The following is a 1,569-nucleotide window of genomic DNA, read 5'->3' as shown; positions in this document are numbered from 1 at the left end:
CACTAGCTCCGCTATCCCCTTAACTCCACCGCCGGATAATGATAATATGCGGTTACTCTTGATGGATTCCAATGTATTATCATTTGTATTATCATTCTCTGCAGCGGTATTTTTAATATTATCCTCGACTTCCTGTTTGATATGCTCAAATGTTTGTGGCGTGTGTATTGCCGTTGTCATATTTTGCTCCTCTTATTTTCTTGCCTACTGATTATTGATTGCTTTATCTTTGCTTATTAAATGCTAATTAAGTATGTAACAACTTAAAACAGAAATATTACACCGTATGTACTTTAAATATAGTAGCTAGAAATTACATACTTAATTAGCTAGAACAACTAAATATAGTGCTATATTAAAAAGCTAAACCACTTAACGATTATTGTTATTCTCCTAAGATACCAACTTCTTGCTCATCTATTAAACTGCCAAATGCTATTGCCTCCGCTACACTTTGCCGAGCTTCTGTAGCATGAATATGCTTATCATAGACTCTATTCATAAACTCTGTGATCAATGTATCTTTAATTTTGATTACTGAATCGATTGATTGTGACAACTCATCATCTCCAGCATAATTTGATAAGTAACCCTTAATAGACAAGAATTTCATTCTACCAATAATACTATCATCATGTGATAATAGCTTCTGTTGGCTCTTGGAATTCCATGATGTTTCCTTAGACAAATATTTTATTCTCTCAATCTCGTCCCATTTATCTGTGATACTCCTTTTTAAAGCAGCTTTTTGTTTTGCAAAACTATATCCCTGCTCTTTTATTATATCCAGTTCTTCATTCACATCTCTCACTGGACTATATTTTATAATATCACCATGCTTCTTCTTGCTCCACGCATGTATTTCATCCGCAAACCTGTTATATATTAATGTCCTAATCTCTGTCCAATTGATATTTGCATTCGTAGCACTAAACTCTTGTTGTTTCAATGCAACAAGTGGCATAACTTGCTCCAAGCTCTGTATATTTGTGGCATCGATCTCATCAGAAAATCTGTTATATATTGCTTTCCTGACTCCTGCCCAATCTGCCTCTTTACTGTTATTCACAACATACTTTTGACTAAAACCAAAGTCAGAGGTAATTTTATTAGATGTCTCCATATCAAATGTCGATGCTACTATGCTAGAACATGTCGTTTTTGGAGAACTAGGTGTTAGTATTTTCTTTATGTGCTTTATGCTTTTTGTAATATTTTTTATTTTAAACATTGATTTTCCTCTTTTGTTATCTTATGAATATTGTCGCTTACATATTTCCCGTATACAGCAACCCTACAAATTCATAACTTGAGCTATCCGCATGTTTGTTTTGCATATCCTACTATTCCAAATCATTATAATATCTCGTGATCATCTTATGTGTTAGTGTTGGTGTACTTAAAGCCGTTACCTTAATTGTCGTTATGCGTTGCGGGTATTTATCAGCTAATGTTCTAAAACCATTATGAATCTTCTTGTAATAATCTAAGTCCTTAATATCAAATCTATTATTTCTCAAATTACTGCTACTATAGTTATCACCATTACAAACTTTTACTCTTTCCATC

At 33.0% G+C, this 1,569-nt stretch carries 1 protein-coding gene and 2 pseudogenes; all 3 read right to left on the bottom strand.

Annotated elements, in window-relative coordinates; genetic code table 11:
* Window positions 1–180 (bottom strand): annotated as a pseudogene (locus KYQ89_RS01765) (patatin); the annotation flags it as partial.
* A 205-nt stretch (window positions 181–385) separates the two neighbouring features.
* Window positions 386–1,231 (bottom strand): hypothetical protein, encoded by an 846-nt coding sequence (locus KYQ89_RS01760; protein ID WP_218460142.1) that lies wholly within the window; start codon window positions 1,229–1,231, stop codon window positions 386–388.
* A 112-nt stretch (window positions 1,232–1,343) separates the two neighbouring features.
* A pseudogene (locus KYQ89_RS01755) lies at window positions 1,344–1,569 on the bottom strand (dTMP kinase); the annotation flags it as partial.

Origin of the sequence: Rickettsia sp. TH2014 (assembly GCF_019249195.1) — a bacterium.
Taxonomy (GTDB): domain Bacteria; phylum Pseudomonadota; class Alphaproteobacteria; order Rickettsiales; family Rickettsiaceae; genus Rickettsia; species Rickettsia felis.
Note: the sequence above shows the minus strand (reverse complement) of the source record. Positions and strands in the feature narration are given on the sequence as shown.

What these genes read in the sequence shown, in the direction of transcription:
- KYQ89_RS01760 (WP_218460142.1), bottom strand. Translation starts at nt 1,231, where the DNA reads ATGTTTAAAATAAAAAATATTACAAAAAGCATAAAGCACATAAAGAAA.